Origin of the sequence: Bordetella genomosp. 10 (assembly GCF_002261225.1) — a bacterium.
Lineage (GTDB): Bacteria > Pseudomonadota > Gammaproteobacteria > Burkholderiales > Burkholderiaceae_B > Bordetella_C.
The window spans coordinates 149,757-169,818 of sequence record NZ_NEVM01000005.1; the positions used below are offsets into that span (position 1 = coordinate 149,757).

Consider the following 20,062-nt stretch of genomic DNA (forward strand, 5'->3'; position numbering starts at 1 on the left):
CATGCGCAAGCCTATCGCCTATCTCAACAACTGGACCGGCCGCGGCCCCGCCGCGCTGACCGGCGGCGCGGCGCCCGTCGCGCAGCCCGTGCCGCTCTATGAGCTGGATGCGCTGGCGTTGCCGCGCTACGCGGCCCTGCTCGTGCCGTCCCACAGCGACCAGCGCTACCTCGCCGCCCAGCGCGGCCGGCTGGAGGCCTACCTGCTTGCCGGCGGCACGATGGTCGTCAACGGCCACGTCGCCCATCCCTTCCTGCGCTGGCTGGCGCCTTTCGAGCCGGGCGCGGCCGCCGGCCTGGAAGGCCTGCGCATCCATCGCGCCCAAGCGCATCCGGTTTTCGAGGGCGTCGACGCCAACGACCTGACGTTCCGCCGCGGCGTCGCGGGCTTCTATGCGCGCGGCGGCAATCCGCCCCCGGCCGGCGCGCGCGTGCTGAACACCCTGGGACCGCGCGCCCAGCCGGTGGACTGGCTGCTGGACCTGCCCGGCGGCGGCCGCCTGCTGGTGCATTCGGGCAACGATCTGTGGATGTACGCCGGCGGCGGCGACAGCGCCGCGCGCCTCGTGCCGCAATTGATCGAATGGATATACGAACGATGAGCCCCCGAACCGCCGTGATCGCCGCGCTCGACGCCGGCACCTATTACCACCATCGCACCTTCCACACGGAATCGTTGGCGCCCTATATCGATCGCACGGTCTACGTCCGCGAACTGGACGACGCGGCGCTGGACGGCTGCGACGCGTTCATCGTGTCGTGCCGCAGCAACCCCGATCTTCTGGCGGCGCGGCGCGCATGCTTCGCGCGCTTCCTGGCCGCCGGCAAGACGCTGGTGGCGATGGGCGAGACGGGCTCCGAACAGTGGCTGGACGGCGTGCGGTGGACGCCCTGCGAGGTGAACTTCTGGTGGTGGAAGGAACCCGGCGCCGACCCCGGCCTGCGGCTGGCCGCGCCGGAGCACGCCTTGTTCCGCTACCTGACGCTGGCCGACGCCACCTGGCATCAGCACGGCACGTTCGCGCCGCCGCCCGGCGCGGTGTCGCTGATCGACAAGGCCGGCGCCGGCTCGGTGCTGTACGAAGACCGCCGCAGCACGCCGGGCCGGCTGATCGTGACTTCGCTCGATCCCATGTACCACCACGGCAGCTATTTCATGCCGGCGGCCACTCGCTTCCTGCACGGCTTCCTGCCCTGGCTGAAGGATTCCACGCCGGCGCCCTGACTCACCGCGGCCTGGTCCAACGCGCGCCGTCCCGCGCGCGGTCCCCGCATGCCGCCTATCTCGTCATTCCTCCCGTCATTCACCTCGTCACCCACCGCAGACTCGTATGCAACGCTCTCTTCTACACGCCACCCTGGCCGGCACCCTGGGCGCCGGCCTGCTCCCCGCCGCGCCCGCCAATGCCCAGTCCGAAAACGCCGCTACCTTGCCCGTCATCCACGTGAAGCCCGAGGCCGAACGCGACGACGGCCGGCTGCGCGCCATGACCGTGGAACCGCCCGCCGCGACCATCGACCACGCCGTCACGCAGCCGGTCACCGTGGTCGAACGGCAGGACATCGACCGCACCAATCCGCTCAGCACGCTGGACGTGCTCTCGCGCGTGCCCAACGTGACCGTCAACCGGACCGGCGGCATCGCCGGCACGATCTTCCTGCGCGGCCTGAACACCAATGACATGCGGGTGCCCATGTTCATCGACGGCGACCGCTTCCGTGGCCGCAACACCCTGCAGTTCATGCTGATCGCGCCCTCCGAGATCGAGCAGGTCGAAGTCGTGCGCGGCCCCGATTCGGCGCGCTTCGGCAGCGACGGCATGGGCGGCTTGATCAACTTCGTCACCAAGCGCGCCCACGGCAACCTGGACCACCCGTTCAGCATCACCGGCGGCGAGGTCTCCACCACCTACCAGAGCAACGGCCACGGCGTGCAGGCCACCACCGCCATCGAAGGCTCGGGCGACGGCTTCGACCTGCGCGCCTACGCCACCGGCCGCCGCGCCAGCGACTACGACAGCGCGAACGGCAAGGTGCCCAACAGCGATTTCCGCGGCGCCAGCGGCGGCATCACGCTGGGCTACATGCCCGACGCCCAACAGCGCATCGAGTTCAGCGTGCGTTCCGCCTACGTGGAAGCGGGACTGGCCGGCGCCTCGCCGCCGTATCCGCAAAGCGTCAGCCGCTACGAGCCGCTGAAGGTGAAGCAGGCCCGCCTCGCCTACGACGGCAATTTCGAGGGAGCGCCGGTGAGCAGGCTCAAGGCCAGCCTGTACGTGGACGAGTTCGACACCACGCTGCCCACCCGCACCACCACGTCGTCCAAGGTGACCCAGTCGTACAGCCACGTGATCGGGCCGGTCGCCACCGGCGGCAGCGTGGCGGCCACCCTGCGGCCGTGGGGCGACACGCAGACCACCGTGGGCCTGGATTTCATGCACGAGCGGCGCCCGGGCTCGGAATCGCGCAGCAAGGTCACCACCGCTACTTCCGTCACCAGCACCGACTACAAGCAGACCGGGCCGGACACCTACCAGACCAACGTCGGCGCCTTCGTCACCACCGAGTGGAAGCCCACGTCCCGCTGGACCGTGACGGCCGGCGGCCGCTTCGACTGGTTCCATTCCGACGTCAAGCTCTCGCCGCTGCCTTCGCAGAACCTGTTGCCCGCCTTCCGCGCGGCGCGCAACCAGAACGAGACGGCCACCACCGGCAGCCTGGGCCTGTCCTACCAGGCCACCCAGGTCGTGGAGCTGCTGGGCAGCGTAGGCACCTCGTTCCGGATGCCGTGGACGTCCGAGCTTTTCACCAGCAGCTATACCGGCAGCAGCTACACCTTTCCCAATCCTAACCTCAAGCCCGAACGCGGGGTGAACGCCGAACTGGGCACCCGCCTGCATTTCGAGGACGCCTCGTTCGGGCTGACGATGTTCCGCAGCAACTACCGCAACTTCATCGAAAGCGTCACCACCACCTACATGGGGCTGCCCGCCACGCAGCGCCAGAACGTGGGCCGCGCGCGCATCCAGGGCGTCGAGACCGACTGGCGCTGGCAACTGACGCGCCAATGGAACGTCTACGGCAACGCCAGCTACCTGCACGCCACCAACCGCAGCACGGGCACGCCGCTGAAGTCCATCGCGCCGCTCAGCGGCCTGCTGGGACTGCAATACATGGGGCCGGGCCAGGCCTACGCCCTCAGCGGCGAAATGCAGTGGGCCAAGGGCCAGACCCGCTACGACGCCAGCAGCGAATACCCATCCGCCGGCTTCGGCGTGGTCAACCTGTATGCGCAATTCCAGCTCGACCGGCTGGGCCTGCCGCAATTGCGCAACACGCAGGTGGTGCTGGGCGTGAACAACGTGTTCGATCGCGCCTACCGCACCGCCGCCACGTCGTCCAACGTGGCCTACGCCATGACCGACCTCAATCCCCTGCTGGAGCCCGGCCGCAGCGTCAGCCTGACCTTGCGCACCCGATTCTGACGAGACATCCCATGCCCCCTGTCGATACATCCGTCCGCGGCGCGGCCTTGCGCATCGCCGCCGAAGAAGGCCCGCTGGAAATCACCTACGAATCGGTGCAGGCCTACCATGGCCACGGCGCGCTGGCCATGCTGGCCCTGGTTTTCCAGGGCCTGCGCGGCGCCCTGCCGCTGCTGGAGGAAAACGGCCAGCCGGTGCCGCGCACCGCGCTGGCCGTGACCAGCGGCCATCCCGGTCCCGGCGTGCGCGACGCCATCGAGTTCGTCACGCGCGCGGTCACGCGGGGCTGCTATACGGTGGACACCTCCCTGCCCGAAGCCCGCTACAGCGCGAACCGCGACAAATCCTACAGTTTCCGGCTGCGGCGGGATGCGTGGGAAGCGCGCGCCGTGCTGCGCGACGGCGTGCTGCCGCCCGAGTTCTTCGCCCTGCTCGGCGCCCCCGGCGCGCAGGCGCGGCAGGCGCATGCCGCGCTGCGGCGGCGGATCGCGGGCGAAGTCCTGCTGCGGCCGCCGCAGGAACTGTTCCTGTTCTCGACCCTGCGCGGCTGACGCCGGCAAGCCGCTACGGCAGCACCGGCGGCTTGTATTCCAGCGTCGACGCGAGCGCCCACAGCATGATCAGGACGATGGGCGCGTGCACCACCAACTGGGTGAAGGTGAAGCCCACGACGTCGCGCGCGCGCACGCCCAGCACGCCCAGCAGCGGCAGCATCCAGAAGGGATTGATCAGGTTGGGCAGCGCCTCGGCGGCGTTGTAGACGGTGACCGCCCAGCCCAGGTGCACGTGCAGGTCGTTCGCCGCCTGCATGACGTAAGGCGCCTCGATGACCCACTTGCCGCCGCCGGACGGGACGAAGAAGCCCAGCACCGCCGAGTAGACGCCCATCAAGGCGGGAAAGGAGGCATGCGACGAGACCGAGACGAAGAAGGACGACAGCATGTGCGTCAAGGTGTGGCCGTCGCTGCCGGCCGCCTTGGTCAGGATGAAGGCGACGCCGCCGTAGAGCGGAAACTGGATCAGCACCCCGCCCACCGACGGGACCGACTTGGCCACCGCGGCGAGAAAACTGCGCGGACGCCAGTGCAGCAGCATCCCCAGCATCAGGAACACGAAGTTGTAGGTGTTCAGGTTGGAGATCGCCAGCACGGCGTTCTTGGTGGTGAATTCGTTGTAGATCCAGACGGCGCCCAGGGCCACGATCAGCAGCGTCAGCACCGGGCTGTACTCCATCCAGTCCCCGGGCCGCGCCGGCGGCGCGACCTTGACGGCCGCCTCGCCGACGTCCACGCCCAGCTCTTGCGCGGTCACCGCCTTCTCGCCGGTCGGAGAGGAATAGAAGGCCACCACCATCGACGCCACGGTCAGCACCGCCGCGATGGCGATGGACTGCCACAGGAAGATGGTTTCCGAGAACGGAATCACGCCCGTGATCTGCAACAGCGAAGGCGGCAGGCTGCCGGGATTGGCCTGCAACTGCGCGGGCGCCGAGCTCAGCCCCAGCGCCCACGTCGCACCCATGCCCAGGTAGGCGGCGGCGCCGGCGGCGCGGTAGTCCATGCGCAATGCCTCGCGCCGGGCCAGGGCGCGCGCCAGCAGGCCGCTGAAGATCAGGCTGATGGCCCAGTTCAACAGCGAGGTGGCGATGCTGACGAAGGCCACGAAGCAGATCGCGCCGCGCGCCGTGCGGGGCAGGCGGGCCAGGCGTTCGATGAGCCGCGCCGCGGGCGGCGAGACCGCCACCACGTAGCCCGAAATCGCCACGATCGCCATCTGCATGGTGAACGGTATCAGCGACCAGAAGCCGTCGCCGAAGGCGATGCCCACCTTCTGCACGGGCGCGCCGATGGCCACCGCGCCCAGGGCCACCACCAGCACGGCGATGACCGCGAAGATATAGGCGTCCGGGAACCACTTTTCCGACCATGCGGTGACGCCCGCAGCGAGGCGTTCCAGGCCGCTGGACGATGCCGCGGCCGCCGGCTGCTGTTTGGCGAGAGATTCGGTTTTCATGCACTTTCCCCTTGTCGTGTCATTGACGATAAAAAACTTCAGATCCCTAAAAAAGCTGCGCGGACCAGGCCGCCGCGCGATACCGGGCCGACCGCGCGCGGCCGGGGGCCCTGCTTCCTGCTCCCTGCTTCACGCATCCAGCACGAGATCGGCGACCGGCACGGCCTGGCAGGTCAGGCAGATATCCGGATCCTCCGGCTCGGTCCCATGCAGATGGCGCACCTGGCCGGACAGGATGCGCACCGCACAGCTTTCGCACTGGCCGACCCGGCAGCCGCTGGGCAGGTCCAGGCCCAGGCTTTCGGCGAAGTCCAGCAAGGAGCCGCGCGCGCTGGTCCACACGGACGTCTTGTTTCCCGACCGCGCGAAGCGCACTTCGTGGCGAGCGTCGCCGGCCGACGCCGGCGCGGGCGGGGAACGGAAGACCTCGCTGAAGATGTCGAAGGCCGGCACGCCGCGCGCGATCAGGCCCTCGGCGAGGTCGCGCATCATGGTTTCGGAACCGCACATGTAGAAGCGCGCGCGCCGGCGCAGCAGCGACGCGTCCACGCAGCCGGCGTCCAGCCGCCGGGCGGCCACGCCGTCGCCGGGCAAGGGATGGGCATAATAGTCGACCACCGTCAGGCACGGCAGGCGCGCGCACAGCTCGGCCAGGCGGCCGGCGTAGGCGTGATGGCGGCTGTCCCGATTGGCGTAATGCAGCCAGACTTCCGGCAAGTCATCAGCCGGCAAGCCATCGTCCGCCGCCATGGCGACGAGGGTTTCCAGGTGTGCGATGAAGGGCGTGATGCCGATGCCGGCGGCGAAACAGACCAGCGGCTGCGGCGAACGGCGCGGCACGATGAAATTGCCGCCCGGCGCTCCCAGCCGCACGCCATCGCCCACCCGCAGACGGCCGTGCAGATGACCGGACATGCGGCCCTGCCAGTCCGCGCCGTCCGCGCCCCTGCCGTATTGGCGGCGGACCGCCACCCGGTATTCGCGCCGGGGCGCGGCGGGCGGGGAAGCCGCGGCGCCGACCAGCGAATAGGCGCGCATCAGCTTCTCGCCGTCAGGCAGGCCTGAGATTTCGACCGTGACGTGCTGGCCCGGCTGATAGTCCGGCAAGGGGCCGCCGTCCGCCGCGGTAAAGGCAATCTCCAGCACGTCGCGCGTGCGGGCATGGAGCTGGCTGACGAGGAAGGGCCGCGTGCCGCTCCAGGGCCGGCGCGCCGGATCGACGGCGGGATCACGCTCCAGCTCGCAGGGGAAGGCCCGCATGGGCACCGAGCCGCTGACGGGGTCCGCCTGCGCGGCGCTGATCAGGGCGTTGTAGTTGCTGGCCGTCCCCAGCACCGCATAGCCTTGCTGGCCGATCTCCGGGCAGGCCTGCCACCAGCCGTAGTCGGCGACCAGGACATCGTCGTTCAGGTCCGCGTCGACCAGCGCGACAAAGCGCGCCTGCCCGATGGGCGTGGCGACGCGCACCCAATCGCCGGTGACGACCTGCCTGCGCGCCGCCAGGCCGGGACCCAGCGCCACGCGCGGCAGCGGCGCCCGCTTGCGCAAGGACACCAGCGAGCGGTGCTGGCTGTGGCAGTAGTAGCCGCTCTTGGCCGAGGTCAGGACCAGCGGATAGGCGCCGCCGCCGGCTTCGGCGGGCGATGCGACGTGGACCGGCATGGGGGCATAACCGTGACGCAGCAGGCGTTCCGAATACAGTTCGACGCGGCGCGTCTCCGTGGCGAATCCGGCGACGGGCGCGGCATCCGGCGGCGTGGCCGCGCTTTCCGGCAATGCGTACTTGCGGTCCTTGCCCTGCAAGGGCGGAGACAGCGTCCCGCCCGCCCGGCGCAAATCGGCGACGCGGATGCCCAGGGGCGCGAGGATGTGGTCCCAGCCGCGCTCCAGGCTGCCGTCGAAGAAGGCCTCGCCCATCCCCAGCCGGCAAGCCAGATCGAAAACGATGTCGTTGTCCGAGCGCGATTCGCCGCGCGGCGTCACCATGCGCGGACGCAACTGGATGCGCGCCTCCGCGGCCTGGGTGATCTCGAAGCCGACGCGCAGCCCTTCCCGCTCCCACGGCGTGTTGACCGGCAGCAGGATGTCGGCGTAACGGGCGCTGGGGGTTTCGAACAGATCGAGATGGACGTGGAATTCCAGGGCCTGCAAGGCCGCTTCCGCCATGCCGACGTCGCCCTGCGAGGCCAGCGGGTTGGAGCCGAACGCGAACAAGGCGCGGACGCGGTAGGGTTCTCCCTCCAGGATGGCCCGGTAGAGATCGCGCGCCGTGACCCAACCCGTGGCGGGCGGCCCCAGCGGGCGCTCCGGGAGCCCCAGCGCCTTCGCGCTCTGCGCCGGCGGGATCAGGTCCAGGCCGTTGACGCGGTTCACGGCGTGACGCGCATATAGCCGGTTGCCGCCCGGCACATCGAAGCTGCCGGTCAAGGCGTGCAGCACCGCCACCGCCCGTTCGGTCTGGGTCGCGTTGGTGTGCTGGCCGATGCCGGTCCATGCGTGGTAAGCGACCGGGCCGCTGGTGGCCAGCAAATCGGCGGCCGCCAGCAAGGCATCCGGCGGCACTTGCGTGATCTCCGCCACGCGCTCGGGCGTGTAGGCGCCGGCCTCCCGCGCGAGCAGCGCCAGCACGGGCCGGCAGCGCACCCGGCCGCCGTCGCGCAAGGCGACCTCGTATTCCCCGCGCAAGGCATAGTGCGCGCCGCCCTGGCCGGCGGCGGCCACGCGCGTGTCGTAGGGCGCCGGCGCTTCGTGGTCCTCGCGCCAGACGACGAAGAGGGGCGCATCACCAGGCGCATCGCCAGCGGAAACCCGTTCGCGATGCGGCGCGCGCTCCCATGCCACCTCGCCGGCGCGCAGGAAGCGGCCGGTGTCGGCGCGCACCAGCAAGGGCGCGTTGGTCCATTCCCGGACGAACGTGGCGTCATAGCGCTCCGTCCGCAGCAACTGATGGATCAGGCCCAGCGCCAGCGCCGCGTCCGTGCCCGGCCGCACCGGCAGCCAGACGTCGGCCTGGCCCGCCAGCGCGGTGCGGCGCGGGTCCACGACCATCAGCCGGGCGCCGCGCGCGCGGCCCTTGCCGATGGCGTCGGCCTGGGCCAGCCAGGTGTTCGTGGGATTGTGGCCCCACAGCAGGATCAGGCCCGCCCCCGCGTAATCGGCCACCGGCATGCCGCAGCCGTAGGTGAAGACGTGGGCGTAATCCTTGTGCCAATTGCATATTTCCGTGGCGTAGCAGATATTGGGACTGCCGTAGGCGCGCACGAAGCGCTCGATCCAATCGATGCTGTCCGATAGCGGCGTGCCGCTGGGCGTGGTGACGCCGAACGCCACGGCCTCGGCCCCGCTCTGCGCGCGGATCTCCTTCAGGCGGCGCGCCACCAGGGTCAGCGCCTCGTCCCAGCCGATGCGCTCCCAGCCGGGATCGGCGTCGCCCTTGGGCCGGGTGCGGCGCATGGGATGAAGGATGCGATGCGGGCTATGGACCAGCTCGGGCGCCGCCCGCCCCTTCATGCACATGGCGTGGCCGGTCGGATGCGCGGGATCCGGCACGACGCCCAAAAGGGCGTCGTGCTCGACGATGTTGCGAGTGCCGCAACGTGAACGGCAAAGCGTGCAATAGCCGCTGATCTCGATTGCGCCCATTTCCCCTGTGCCTGAACGTCTTTCTAATCGATCTCTCATGCTAGGGTGGGACGCTCGATATTGCCAATATAAATTTTTAAACCTGTATTATTGGTTTTTTCGATATCTGGACGCCACGCCGGAAAAATGCCCACTCCCATTACCCTGCGCCAGTTCGAATACTTCCTGGCGCTGGCCGAAACCGGCCAGGTTTCCAAGGCGGCCCTGCGCTGCAACGTGTCGCAGTCGACCATGACCATCGCCCTGCGCAATCTGGAAGACGCCCTCGGCGTGCCGCTGTTCGTGCGGCACGCCAAGGGCCTGCGCCTGACGGAAGACGGCGAGCGCTTCGCGCGCCATGCGCAAAACGTGACAGGCGCCGTCGATCACGCGCTCGACGAGATGCGCGCCGCGCCGGACGAGGTCAGCGGCGACCTGCGGCTGGGCGTCACGGAAACCATCTCCGCCTACCTGATGCCGGCCGTGATCGCCGCCGTGGCGCGGCGCTTTCCCAACCTGAACCTGCGGGTCATGGAGCTGGAGCGCCCGGCGGTGGAACAAGGCCTGCTGCGCGGCCAACTGGACCTGGGCCTGGTCATCGTGTCCAACCTCACGCGCTTCGACAAGCTGCAGTACGACACCATGCTGCGCTCGCCGCGCCGGCTGTGGACGCATCCGGACCATCCCCTGCAACAGGCCGCGAAAGTCACGCTGCGCGACGTGTCCGCGGCCGACTACATCCTGCTGGACATGGACGAGCACATCGAGACCGTAGGCAAGTACTGGGGCCGCTACGGCCTGGCGCCGCGCGTGCGCTACCAGAGCCGGTCGCCCGAGGCCGTGCGCAGCCTGGTGGCCTTGCAGCAAGGCGTGACCATCCTGTCGGACCTGGTCTACCGCCCCTGGTCGCTGGAAGGCCGGCGCATCCTGCGGCGCGATATCGGCGACGAAGTGCCGACCATGGACATCGGCGGCGTCTGGCGCAAACGCGGCGGGCTGGGACGCAGCGGCGAACTGCTGATGAGCTTCCTGCGCGCGTCGATCAAGGCGCTCGCGCACGAGTAGGAAAAACGAAACGCCCCGCCGCCTCGAAGGAGACGGCGGGGCGCCGGGATGTCGACATCAGGCGGATCGACGCTTGAAGCGCAGGCGCTCGGGAAGCGCCGCCCGGAGCGCAGCCGCTTAGTTGACGCCCGTTCCCAGGGCCGGATCCGACACCGAGTCCTTGCCGATTTCAACGCGGCCGGCGAAGCGGCGCTGGAAGGAAGCCGCCCCCGTGCAGGTCACGGCGAAGTCGTACCAATTGCCGCTGTCGCCCAGGGTCCAGCTCAGTTCGCCCACCTCCCCCGGCTGCACCGTGGCCGTCCACGGACCGTCGTTGCGATAGGCCTTGGCCGTCGCGGTGAAGGTGCAGGCGGCGGCGCCGTTGTTATAGAGCTTCACCACCACCTGGGCCGGGTCGCACACTGCGTAGCAGACCTGGATTTCAGGCCCGCCCGCGGCCTGCTGCTCGTTCAGGTTGCCGGCGAATGCGCGGTGATAGCCGTTGGGGCCCAGCACCCACAGATCGTAGGCGCCGTCGTCGCCGACCGGCACCGTCCACACTCCGCTGAGCGACTTGCCGGCCTCGACCGCGTAGCGGCGCGGCGGCAGGTCCAGATGGCGCTTGTCGTAGACGTGGAAGACCGCGCCCGCGCTGCCGCTGTTGGCGAACTCCAGCGTCACGGTGCTGGCGCCGGCGGCGACGTGGGCGGTGGTGTGCAGCTCGTAGGGCAGCGCGCGCGACGGGCGGGTGCCGGTCGCCTGCGCCGGCAGGGCCGACGAAGTCGTGGCGACCGGAATCGTCACCGCGGACAGCGCGGCCTGCGCCGCCGCCAGGCTGTCGGCCGAGGTCTTGTCGGTGCGCCCGGCAAGCGTCTCCAGGGCGTCGACGTTGGGGCTGACGAAGTTGAAGCAGGACGTCAGGTCGCCGCAGATCGCGCGGCGGTAGTTGCTGATCTGCGGCTCCTTCACGCCGAAGCGCTTTTCCAGGAACATCAGCGTCGAGGTGTGATCGAAGACCTGCGAGTTCACATAGCCGCCGCGGCTCCACGGCGACACGACCCACATCGGCACGCGCGGGCCGGGGCCGAAGGGACGTCCGTCGACGGCCGGCTGGGTGGCGTCGATGGGCGCGTAGTTGTGGTACTCCACCGCCATGTCGGCGTCGGACAGCGTGGCGCCGCCCGCCACGCTGCCGTCGGCGAAATGCGAGGGCGCCGTCGGCGGCGGCAGGTGGTCGAAGAAGCCGTCGTTCTCGTCGTAGTTGATGAGCAGGACCGTCTTGCTCCAGACCTCGGGATTGGAGGTGAGCGCGTCCAGCACTTCCTGCACGTACCAGGCGCCTTGCGTGGGGCTGGAGGGTCCCGGGTGCTCGCTGTAGATCGACGGCGGGATGATCCACGAGACGGAGGGCAGCTTGCCGTTGGAGATGTCTTCGCGGAAGGTTTCGAGGAAACCGTACGGCATGGTGTTGCCGAAACCCTTGGCCAGGGGGCTCAGGGGATCGTCGATCGCGGGATCGTAGAAGGCGCCCGCCGCGCTGGGCGGATTGTTCTTGATGTCGGTCGCCGCCACGTAGACCGGACGGCGCTCGACCGGCATGTCCTCGATCGCCTTGCGCCAGTGGCGAAAGCCCATCATCTCGTTGCAGCCGTAGTTGTCGACCAGGCTCTGGTAGACCTTCCACTTCACGCCGGCCTTCTCCAGGCGGTCGGCGTAGGTGGTCCAGGTCCAGCCCTTGGTCGACACGTCGATGTCGTTGCCGCCGTTGAATTCGTTGTTCAGTCCCGCCGTCGGCGTATAGGCGCCGCCATTGGGATCCGTGCCGTTGGGGCCGTTGGTGCCGGTCCAGTAGAACAGGCGGTTGGCGATGGTGCCGGTATGGATGCCACAGTGATAGTGGTCGCACAGCGTGAAGGCTTCGGCCAGCGAGCGCTGGAAAGGCACTTCCGCCGTTTCGTAGTAGCCCATGGACAAGGGCTTCTTGGCGTCCGGCCAGTTGCTCATGCGGCCGTTGTCCCAGGCCTTCTGCGAGTCGACCCAGGTGTGGGGCGTGCTGCCGGCGCGGATGGCGTTGCCCGCGGCCTCGTCCAGGTGATAGGGAATCAGCGTGCCGGCGCCCGGCGACGCCGTGCCGGTATAGGTCTGGTAGAAAACGTTGGGCGTGGCGGGCATCGGAATGGGGAAACGATCGCCGTAGCCGCGCACGCCCTTGTAGGTGCCGAAGTAGCTGTCGAAGGAGCGGTTCTCCAGCATCAGCATGACGACGTACTCGACGTCGTTGATGGTGCCCGTGACGTTATTGGCCTCGATGGCCAGCGCGCGGCGGATGGCCGGCGGGAAGGCATTGAGCGCGAGGGCCGCGGCGCCCGTGCCGAGCGAGTTTTGCAGAAACCTGCGTTTCGAAGGATTGAAGCTCATGCTGTCTCGTGTCGCTTGAATCGTGGGTTGCCGCCCGGTGCCGTGTCGCGGAAGTTCGCGGCGCGGCCCGCGGCGCAAGGGGAATGGGACGAACCGCTCAGGGCGCCGGCGCACAGTGCATCGTCGTGCACTGCGCGGGCGTCGAGTTGTCCGGCGGGTTGCCGGACGGATCGGAAGGCGTGGTCGGCGTGGACGTATCCGAGTCGGAATCGTGCGAGCTGCCGTCGAAGCAGCCGCCCAAGGTGACGATCAAGGCGAGCCCGCATGCGAGCCGCGCTACGGTTGTTGGTTTCAATTTGCACCCCAGTGATATGGCAAGCCGGCGGCATCGGTCCGCCGGGCCTTCACAGTGTGGAGAACCGCCAAGACGCCAGCATGTCATCGCGGCAAAAGCTGCCTATGGCGCTATCGGCCGTTTTGGGGGTCTGTGCCCAAAGGCAACAGCCGTGACGCGAGATTGCATGGGGGGAGAGAAGTGCTGGGCTCGCCCAACACCTCGCCCGCTCCTCTCTCGCGCCAGCGATGACGCCATCGGCCAAGATGCCGATCAATGTGCGGGAGTGCTGGACAAGCTGACGGGGAGCGCCGGGCCAAGGGCCGATCAATGCATGGAGGCGCCGGGCAGGCTGGCGATAAAGGCTTCGGCCAGGGGCATGGAGGCGCGTTCGCGCATGCAGTAGAGATACACGCGCAAGAGCGGCGGATCGGGCTCGATGGCCACCGTCCGCAGATTGTCGTCCCGCGGCACGTCGCGCACCGGCATCAGCGTACAGCCCAGGTTGTGCTGGACGGCGCGGCAGATCATTTCCCGGCTGCCCATCTCCAGCACGGCGCGGGGGTTGACCGCGTGCGCGTTCATGGCCTCCTCCATCAGGCTGCGGGTCCAGGAGCCCCGCTCGCGCAGCAACAGCGTATGCGCGGCCAGGTCGTGCAGCGAGATCCCGGCGCGTCCCGCCAGGGGATGCGCCCGGTGCGCGACCAGCACCAGCGGGTCGGTCGCGATCTCCCGACGCAGCAGGCGCTCGTCGTTCAGCGGCTCGGAGGCCACGGCGAGATCGACCCGCGCGTCGAACAGGGCCTCCAGCACGGAGCGCGAGTTGCCGACCTCGATGCCGATGCGCGCGTCCGGATACTGCTCGCGAAAGCCACAGATGATGGAGGCGATGTAGTTGGGCCCGGTGGCGCCGATATGCAGCGAACCGGACAGCATCTGCTTGCCGTTGCGCAGCTTGAAATCGATGTCGTGCTGGATCTGCATCATCTGCCGGGCCAGCGGCATCAGCTCGGTGCCGATGCGGGTCAACGCCAGCCGGCCGCCGCGCCGGTGGAACAGCTCCACCCCATAGCCGGACTCCAGTTGCTGGATGCGCGACGTCACCGTCGGCTGGCTGATCCGCAACTGCTTGGCCGCCGCGGTCATACTGCCCTGTCGCGCGGTTTCGTAGAACGCAGCCAGGAGGAAAGGGAGCATGGAATGCACGGGACGCGGCGCCGCGGACCTGGCCGCGGCATGAAACGGGGATATCGAGTTATACGGCCGGAGATTGACAGTGAGATGAAACAATGCTGTCTTTTTCCTGACTATCGCCGTCCTGGCGGCGTTCCGGCCGCCGGGCGCGACAGCGCCAGATATCGGCCCAGCGCGCCGTTCCACCTCAACAGCAACTCGCGGCCCGGCCGCGGCGCGTCGGGCTGGTCCTCGTGGCTCAGCAGCACGTCCGCGTGATCGTCGTGGAAGTCCTGCGTGATCGTGACACGCCAGCGATCCGGCGTGAAGATCAACTGCGGTTGGAGATTCGCTTCCGGGTCGGCGGTGGCCTGGCCCGGCGCGGCATTGCCGGCCGAGTTGTTGCCGGCGGCGTTCTTATCGGCGGCGTTCTTATCGGCGGCGTTCTTATCGCTGGCGTCCTTGTCGCTGGTGCCCTCACCGGTAGCGCTGTCGCTGGCGGCGGCATCGCTGCCAGTGGTATCGCCGGATGCCGCGTCGTCCCCGTCGTCCTCGGGCGGCATTTTCATCATGATCCACTCCGGCCGGTCGATTTGATAGCGCACGCACAAGAGCGGGCGCAACACGCCGTCCTCCACCGAGACGAAGATACGGTCATGCAGGACGCCGGCGTCGGAATCCGTGACGCGTTCCAGCGCCAGCGCCGGCCCCTGCCGCGACAGGCGCACGCCCACGGGCGGCGCATCGGTGATCCACGGCGCCTGTCCGCCCCCTTGGCCGCGCGACGCGGGCTTGCCGCCGGCGTCATCGGGCGTGACGCACGCCGTGCGCGCAAAGGCATCGTCCGGCCAGCTCGCGATGGACACGACCTGGTATTTCCCATCCGCTTGCGGGCCGGTCAAGCGCAACAACCGCGGCGTCCCCTGCGGCGAGTGCAGCACCGCGAGATCGGACGACGAAAGATTCTCCAGGCGCTGCAACCACGCCCCACGCTCCCCGCTCGCGGTGGATGAAGCGGATGAGACAGACGTGGTGGACGCGTCGGCGCCATAGACCTGCCATTGCAACGCCGCCAGGTCGAGCCACGGCGGCGCCGCTATCTTGCCCCGAGACGCCGGATCCGGCGTCGAAACCGAGGGCGCCGAAACGTCTTCCGACTTGCCAGCACCCGCGACAACATCCCGATCCTCAGCCCCTTTTCCAGTCCCTGCCCTGGCCCCCGCCGCGGGGCCGGGATCGACGCCAGCCGCCGCGGATGTTCCCGGATCTTTGGAAACTCCGGCGGCCTGGGCGGCTCCGGAAGCGCCAGCGGCGCCAACGCCGAAGCCGGCATCGGCCCCCCCTCCAACCGTCGCCACGGCATAGCGCCAAGGCAGGCTGTCCAGCAGGCGCCGATATTCCGCCTGCGCGGACGCCTCCTGCCGCGGCGCCAGGTCGCGCAAGGCCGCGACCCGGTCCACGGGGCCGCCGCTGCCCTCGAAGCGCAGGCGCGCCAGCGCGGTGGCCCATTCGGCATCCTCCCGCGCCAACGGTTGCGAACGCGCCAGCAATGCGCGCGCGGCCGCCGGATCGGCCGGCACGCCCTGTCCGGCCAACAGGATGCGGGCGGCTTCCAGGCGGCCCTTGGGCGATCCGCGTTCCAGCAAGGGCAAGGCTTCGGATGCCCGCTGCGCGCCCACCAGGGCATCCCCCGTCCGCGTCATGAAGACCCGATCCGCCGGCGTCTTCGGCCACCCCACGTAGCGCAAGGCGACGCCGACACGCTCGCCCTGCCGCGCGGGATCGGCCGCGCCGGCCGGCGCCTCGGCGATGCGGCGCCACACGCAGGCCGCCACGTCGGCCGCATTGAAAACCCGCGCCCACGCCGCATGCATATCGCCGAAATCGAGCGCCCGGATGGGCGGCATCTGCGCGATGGGCGTGCTGCCCGCGTCGTAGTCGACGCAACCCTTGGGCAGCACGGGCCGGAAACCGCTGCAGGCGGCTTGCAAGGGCGCCAACGCCGGATCGTCCGCGCCGCCCGGCGCCTGCGCCAGGGCCTGCAATCGCGGCCGCGCTTCCTCGCAGCGCCCCGCGGTCACCAGCAGCACGGCAGCCTGCAATGTGGCTTCCGGCTGGCCCCGCAAGACCTCGTCGAGCTGCTGCGCATACGGCGGCCGGTCCGGTTCCTGTATATCCGGCCCCAGCAGGGCATAGAGATGCGCCAGCCCGATCCGCGCCGTCGCCTGCTGGTCCACCGTCGCCTGCGGATCGGCGACGATGCCGCGCAGCCACGCCAGCGCCAGCCGCGTCCCCGCCGGGCCCGCCGGCTGCGGATAGTGGCCGACCTCGCTTTCGATGGGCGTCAGCATGACGGGCAGGTCCTGGCTCGCCAGCCGCGTCAGCCCGACCTGTAGCAACGCCCAGGTGAGGCGGGCGCGCCGGTCGCCCGTGGCCACGGCCTTGCGCAAGGCCTGCTCGGCGCGCGCGCTGGCCTCGCGGTCGAACGGCGAGTCGAACAGGATGTTCAGGCGGGGCGTCTCCGCCTGCGCCTGATTGTCGACGAGGATGCGGGCGTACTCGGTCCAGGCGGGATCGGAATCCGGCTCCGGCTCGGCGGCGCTCGCGGCACGCGCGGCGGCAAGCGGCATGGCGCAGGCCAGCGCCGCCAATTGCAGCGCCATCCAGATGCCGAGGATCCGGGACGAGCACGAACGGGAAGTCATCATTTGAAGAAGGCAAGGCGCGAGGATGGACGTGGAACCGGGTATACCACAACGCCTCGCGGCGCTTCACCTCTCCCGGGTCTCCCATGTCGTCCGCCTCGCTCACCTCGCTTCACATCGCCTCACAACGACCCATAGCGCAACACAGCGGCATGCCGGTGCGCGGCGGCATCGGCGGCCCGCACCGATGCCATCCACATCGCGGAACCAGAAGCAGGGTTCGTCTACTCAAGAAAAAATCCGCGCCTGGCCCCTCATCCAGGCGCTCGATGCCCCCGCCGCCCTCGACCTGCTTCGCGCCGCAAACACGCCGGCGGGCCGATCGCGGCAAGACTCTTTCTTGGACGGGAAAATGATGATGAATATCGAGCATGCCGACATAAAGGAAATCGTGGAAATCGCGCTGGACCGGGAGATCGAGCAGTTCTCCATGACGGCCGATCTCTACGAGGACTACGACATGGATTCCCTCGGGTCCGTCGCGCTGGTCGTGGAGGTGCAGAATCGCTACGACGTGCGCATCCTCGACGACCATATGCCGAACCTGCGCACCGGCGCCCAGCTCAAGGCGGAAATAGAAAAGCTGCACGAAGAGAAAGCGGCGAAAGAGGTCTCCGCATGACGGGAGACATCCGCTATCCGCAGCAGATGGACTATCACCAGATCCTCCGCTTCGTGCCTTACCGCTCGCCCTGGCTCCTGCTCGACCGCATGACGTCCTGGGACAGCCAGAGCATCACGGTCCAGAAATCCATCTCCGGCGCCGACCCCATGATGGCCGCGCACCTCGCCGACGGCCCCTCCATCATGCCCGGCGTTCTCTATATAGAACTGGTCGGCCAGGCGACCTTGCTGCACGGCGTGGTCAGCGGCCGCAGGACCCCGGAGGACGGCGCCGCCGTGCTCGGACGGTGCAAGGGGGAATTCCTCTCGCCCGCCTTCATCGGCGAAACCATCACCGCCGAAGTCGCCATCCATGAAAAGATCGCCGGCAAGACGGTCTACGAGGGCATGGTCCGGGCCGGCGACCGCCTGGTCTGCCGCGTGTCCGGCATGGGCGCGGAAATGGACGGCCCCGCCCCGGCGATGCCGTCGCAGCCTGCCGGTGCAAGATCATGACGCAGCCCTATCCGCAACCCATCGCCCTCGCGCGGCAATGCTGCGCCATCTCCAACATCGGCGCATCCTGGCCCGAATGCTGGCGCAACCTCCTGGCGGGAGAGCGCGTTTTTTCTCGCGGCGCCGACCTCATTCCCGGCTGGCCGGACAGCCCGCCCCTGGCGGCCATCCTGAAATTTCCCGGCCTGGAAGGCCAGCCGCCCTTCGCGCGGCGCACGGACATCCTGGCGCGCATCGTCGGCCGGCAGATGCGCGCGGCGCTCGACCGGCTTGCCGGCGAACATCCCGCCGCCGCGCTGTCGCTGATCGTGGCCACCTCCCACGGCAATCCCGGACCGCTGTCGGACATCGCCGACGCCCATCACGCGGGCAAGGACCTGTCCACGATGGCCGCCCCTCTCTGGGAAGGCCTGGTCGCCGACAACCTGGTGAAGGAAGTGAACGCGGGCCTGGCGCGCGAACTGCCCGGCGTCACGATATCCGGCGCGTGCGCCTCGTCGCTGGTCGCCATCTCCCATGCGGCGGACCGTATCGGCGCCGGCCTGGCCGATGCCGTCCTGATCGTCGCCATCGACACCCTCTCCCGCGTGGCCTCGGTCGGCTTCGACAACATCGGGGCCATGTCGCGGCAAGGCTGCCGTCCGTATGACAGGCTGCGCGACGGCACCACGGTGGGAGAAGGCGCCGTCGCCATGCTGCTGGCCAGGGACGGCCTGCTTCCGCCGCAGGACGTAGTCGGACGCGTCATCGGCACGGCGGTCTACTGCGACGCCGGCCACCTCGTCGAACCCAGTCCCATCGGGATGTCCCGGGTCATGCAGGGGGCGATGCAACAGGCCGGGCTGCTGCCCCGGGACGTGCGGGGCATCTTCTGGCATGGCACGGGCACGCGCCAGAACGACAAGACCGAAGCCGAAGCCGCCCGCATCGTCTTCGGCGACCTGTCGCCGCCCTGCACGTCGACCAAGGGATCCCTGGGGCACACCATGGGCGCATCGGGGGCCTTCAATGTGCTGGCGGCATGCGAGGCCATGGCGCAAGGGACGCTGCCGCACGTCGTCGGCACCACCGATCCCGAATACGGAAATCTGGACCTCGTGCTTCACCGGCCCCGGCCGGTCGCGGCCGGCCCCATGCTGGTCACCGCCCTCGGTTTCGGGGGAATCAACGCGGCGGTGGCGATCGCGCCGTGCAAGGAGTTTCAATGAACATCCCTATCCTCAGAGACGGGCCTTACCTCCACGCCATCGGCTGGCTGCGCGGAAAGGACTGCGCCGCGCGCGTCGCGACCACCCCGGAATGGAGCAACTTGCCCAACCCCATCGACTTCGCGGGCGACGGCGGATATCGCCTGCAAAGCGGGCTACAAGATGGACTACAGGGCGGACTGCAAGACGGGCGGCAGGACGAAGCCCCGGACGACAATCGCTACGAAATACCCGCCGCCGTCATGCGCGGCAGCGGCGTGACGCGCGCGCGCTCGGCCGCCAAGGCGACGGTGTATTCGGCGCTGCTGGGCAGGAAGCTGCTCGACACGGCCGCCGCGCGGCCCGGCTATCACGGCGACCGCGCCGGCGTGGCGATCGCATCGGGCTCGTCCATCACCCCCATCGCGTGGAAGTTCGAGACGGCGGGACTGCGCCACGGATGGGACAGGACCGATACCTTGCTGCTGCCCAGCTCCATCCCCAGCGCCATCACCACCCAGGTCTCGGCCGCGCTGGACACGCACGCGGCGGCGATCGCCTTCCAGGACGGCCTGCTCGGCGTATGCGCCGCGCTCGAATACGCGCACCTCTCATTCCTGCACCGGCGCTCGGACTGCTTCCTCGTCATGGGTGCGGACGAAGTCTCGCGGGTGCAATGCGACGCGCTTGCCGCCCTGGACGACCGGCGTCCCTGGCTGGACGGCGCCAGCGGCATGGTGCTGGGCAGAGGTCCGAACACCGATGAAGACTGGCAATTGACGCTCTGCGCCAACGTATCCGCGGACAGGCCGCCGGCACTGCCCGCGGATTGGTCCCTGGCCGCATCGCTCGACATCGAGGTCCCGGGCAACGCGACGCTGTTCACCGCGCCGCTGCTTGCCTATGCGCTGCACGCCTTGCTGCGAGGCGCGACGCACCGGGCGATCCTCAACTGCCGGCTGCCCGGCAGAGGCGTCCATATCCTGGGTTTCTCGCAACACAAACACTAGCACCGACACCGCGC

At 69.2% G+C, this 20,062-nt stretch carries 15 protein-coding genes; 9 read left to right on the forward strand and 6 right to left on the reverse strand.

Annotation, left to right across the window (positions count from 1 at the left end):
- The first annotated feature begins 1 nt into the window (after nt 1).
- The 4 genes from CAL29_RS16900 (at nt 2) to CAL29_RS16915 (ending at nt 4,035) form a co-directional block, all read left to right on the forward strand.
- Nucleotides 2–601, forward strand: coding sequence for a hypothetical protein (locus CAL29_RS16900; RefSeq protein ID WP_094854256.1), 600 nt, complete (start codon nt 2–4; stop codon nt 599–601).
- A complete protein-coding gene (locus CAL29_RS16905) occupies nt 598–1,224 on the forward strand; it encodes a hypothetical protein (RefSeq protein WP_256977532.1) in 627 nt (208 codons plus the stop codon). The genes CAL29_RS16900 and CAL29_RS16905 overlap by 4 nt, the downstream gene beginning before the upstream one ends.
- A 106-nt stretch (nt 1,225–1,330) precedes the next feature.
- A complete protein-coding gene (locus tag CAL29_RS16910; RefSeq protein ID WP_094854258.1) occupies nt 1,331–3,484 on the forward strand; it encodes a TonB-dependent receptor in 2,154 nt (717 codons plus the stop codon).
- A gap of 11 nt (nt 3,485–3,495) precedes the next feature.
- Nucleotides 3,496–4,035, forward strand: coding sequence for a hypothetical protein (locus tag CAL29_RS16915; protein WP_094854259.1), 540 nt, complete (start codon nt 3,496–3,498; stop codon nt 4,033–4,035).
- A gap of 13 nt (nt 4,036–4,048) precedes the next feature.
- On the opposite strand, the gene CAL29_RS16920 is transcribed toward CAL29_RS16915, so the two are convergent.
- Nucleotides 4,049–5,497: a short-chain fatty acid transporter gene (locus tag CAL29_RS16920; protein ID WP_094854260.1), complete on the reverse strand. Its 1,449-nt coding sequence runs from the start codon at nt 5,495–5,497 to the stop codon at nt 4,049–4,051.
- A gap of 129 nt (nt 5,498–5,626) precedes the next feature.
- Nucleotides 5,627–9,139: a molybdopterin-dependent oxidoreductase gene (locus CAL29_RS16925; protein WP_094854261.1), complete on the reverse strand. Its 3,513-nt coding sequence runs from the start codon at nt 9,137–9,139 to the stop codon at nt 5,627–5,629.
- 126 nt (nt 9,140–9,265) lie between these two features.
- Here CAL29_RS16925 and CAL29_RS16930 point away from each other — a divergent pair, with 126 nt between their 5' ends.
- Nucleotides 9,266–10,183, forward strand: coding sequence for a LysR family transcriptional regulator (locus CAL29_RS16930; RefSeq protein ID WP_094854262.1), 918 nt, complete (start codon nt 9,266–9,268; stop codon nt 10,181–10,183).
- Nucleotides 10,184–10,300: 117 nt separating this feature from the next.
- On the opposite strand, the gene CAL29_RS16935 is transcribed toward CAL29_RS16930, so the two are convergent.
- The 4 genes from CAL29_RS16935 to CAL29_RS16945 all read right to left on the reverse strand — a co-directional run bounded on the left by CAL29_RS16935 (nt 10,301) and on the right by CAL29_RS16945 (nt 16,735).
- Nucleotides 10,301–12,580 (reverse strand): phosphocholine-specific phospholipase C, encoded by a 2,280-nt coding sequence (locus CAL29_RS16935; RefSeq protein ID WP_094854263.1) that lies wholly within the window; start codon nt 12,578–12,580, stop codon nt 10,301–10,303.
- A gap of 97 nt (nt 12,581–12,677) precedes the next feature.
- A complete protein-coding gene (locus CAL29_RS31625; RefSeq protein ID WP_179284082.1) occupies nt 12,678–12,833 on the reverse strand; it encodes a hypothetical protein in 156 nt (51 codons plus the stop codon).
- Between the two features lie 348 nt (nt 12,834–13,181).
- Nucleotides 13,182–14,051 carry a LysR substrate-binding domain-containing protein gene (locus CAL29_RS16940; RefSeq protein WP_094854264.1) on the reverse strand — a complete coding sequence of 290 codons (870 nt, stop codon included), beginning with the start codon at nt 14,049–14,051 and terminating at the stop codon, nt 13,182–13,184.
- Between the two features lie 110 nt (nt 14,052–14,161).
- Nucleotides 14,162–16,735 (reverse strand): hypothetical protein, encoded by a 2,574-nt coding sequence (locus CAL29_RS16945; protein ID WP_143277687.1) that lies wholly within the window; start codon nt 16,733–16,735, stop codon nt 14,162–14,164.
- A 349-nt stretch (nt 16,736–17,084) separates the two neighbouring features.
- Here CAL29_RS16945 and CAL29_RS31630 point away from each other — a divergent pair, with 349 nt between their 5' ends.
- Genes CAL29_RS31630 through CAL29_RS16965 form a run of 4 tightly spaced genes read left to right on the forward strand, consistent with a single transcriptional unit; the run spans nt 17,085 to nt 20,048 of the window.
- On the forward strand, nt 17,085–17,354 hold the full coding sequence (locus CAL29_RS31630; protein ID WP_179284083.1) for an acyl carrier protein: 270 nt from the start codon (nt 17,085–17,087) through the stop codon (nt 17,352–17,354).
- Complete coding sequence (locus tag CAL29_RS16955) at nt 17,351–17,851, forward strand: 3-hydroxyacyl-ACP dehydratase FabZ family protein (RefSeq protein WP_094854267.1); 501 nt, start codon at nt 17,351–17,353, stop codon at nt 17,849–17,851. The genes CAL29_RS31630 and CAL29_RS16955 overlap by 4 nt, the downstream gene beginning before the upstream one ends.
- Entirely contained in the window at nt 17,848–19,059 is a 1,212-nt protein-coding gene (locus tag CAL29_RS16960) for a beta-ketoacyl synthase N-terminal-like domain-containing protein (protein WP_094854268.1), read from the forward strand. The genes CAL29_RS16955 and CAL29_RS16960 overlap by 4 nt, the downstream gene beginning before the upstream one ends.
- Nucleotides 19,056–20,048, forward strand: a complete 993-nt coding sequence (locus CAL29_RS16965) for a hypothetical protein (RefSeq protein WP_094854269.1) — start codon at nt 19,056–19,058, stop codon at nt 20,046–20,048. The genes CAL29_RS16960 and CAL29_RS16965 overlap by 4 nt, the downstream gene beginning before the upstream one ends.
- Nucleotides 20,049–20,062: the final 14 nt, after the last annotated feature.

Bases quoted from the DNA above. Each gene is read 5' to 3' on its own strand.
- CAL29_RS16900 (WP_094854256.1), top strand. From the start codon at position 2: ATGCGCAAGCCTATCGCCTATCTCAACAACTGGACCGGCCGCGGCCCC.
- CAL29_RS31630 (WP_179284083.1), top strand. From the start codon at position 17,085: ATGATGATGAATATCGAGCATGCCGACATAAAGGAAATCGTGGAAATC.
- CAL29_RS16920 (WP_094854260.1), bottom strand. From the start codon at position 5,497: ATGAAAACCGAATCTCTCGCCAAACAGCAGCCGGCGGCCGCGGCATCG.
- CAL29_RS16915 (WP_094854259.1), top strand. From the start codon at position 3,496: ATGCCCCCTGTCGATACATCCGTCCGCGGCGCGGCCTTGCGCATCGCC.
- CAL29_RS16930 (WP_094854262.1), top strand. From the start codon at position 9,266: ATGCCCACTCCCATTACCCTGCGCCAGTTCGAATACTTCCTGGCGCTG.
- CAL29_RS16965 (WP_094854269.1), top strand. From the start codon at position 19,056: ATGAACATCCCTATCCTCAGAGACGGGCCTTACCTCCACGCCATCGGC.
- CAL29_RS16910 (WP_094854258.1), top strand. From the start codon at position 1,331: ATGCAACGCTCTCTTCTACACGCCACCCTGGCCGGCACCCTGGGCGCC.
- CAL29_RS16905 (WP_256977532.1), top strand. From the start codon at position 598: ATGAGCCCCCGAACCGCCGTGATCGCCGCGCTCGACGCCGGCACCTAT.
- CAL29_RS16925 (WP_094854261.1), bottom strand. From the start codon at position 9,139: ATGGGCGCAATCGAGATCAGCGGCTATTGCACGCTTTGCCGTTCACGT.
- CAL29_RS16955 (WP_094854267.1), top strand. From the start codon at position 17,351: ATGACGGGAGACATCCGCTATCCGCAGCAGATGGACTATCACCAGATC.
- CAL29_RS16960 (WP_094854268.1), top strand. From the start codon at position 17,848: ATGACGCAGCCCTATCCGCAACCCATCGCCCTCGCGCGGCAATGCTGC.
- CAL29_RS16935 (WP_094854263.1), bottom strand. From the start codon at position 12,580: ATGAGCTTCAATCCTTCGAAACGCAGGTTTCTGCAAAACTCGCTCGGC.
- CAL29_RS16940 (WP_094854264.1), bottom strand. From the start codon at position 14,051: ATGCTCCCTTTCCTCCTGGCTGCGTTCTACGAAACCGCGCGACAGGGC.
- CAL29_RS16945 (WP_143277687.1), bottom strand. From the start codon at position 16,735: ATGATGACTTCCCGTTCGTGCTCGTCCCGGATCCTCGGCATCTGGATG.